1 protein-coding gene is annotated in these 324 nt (G+C 66.0%); it reads right to left on the bottom strand.

The genetic code is table 11. The features are described from left to right. Positions 1 to 93: 93 nt before the first annotated feature. Positions 94 to 282, bottom strand: a complete 189-nt coding sequence (locus tag O4G76_RS20225; RefSeq protein ID WP_269398937.1) for a metal-sensing transcriptional repressor — start codon at positions 280 to 282, stop codon at positions 94 to 96. Positions 283 to 324 lie beyond the last annotated feature (42 nt).

Raw genomic sequence — 324 nt, forward strand, 5'->3', positions numbered from 1 at the left:
TGGATCGCGGTGCAGATCGCGACGACGAGGATCGAGAGCAAGATAGCCTGGATCATGCGGGCTCAATGAGGATCGGGGCAGATCCGTTCCCGATCAATCCCGCGCCTTCTCGAGCAGGGCGACCATCTCGCGGAACTTGGAGCGCTGCTCATCGGCGTCGCCCGACAGGATCGCCGCCTCCATGCAGTGGTTGGCGTGGTCTTCGATCAGGAGCCGTTCCACCGCCTTGAGCGCCGAGCGCACGGCGCAGGCCGGGAAATCGCGCAGCCGCGCTCGCACCATGCAGCGCCTCGGCCGCACGGATCATGACCTTCGACGGCACAC

This window comes from Limimaricola sp. G21655-S1 (assembly GCF_027213785.1).
Lineage (GTDB): Bacteria > Pseudomonadota > Alphaproteobacteria > Rhodobacterales > Rhodobacteraceae > Limimaricola.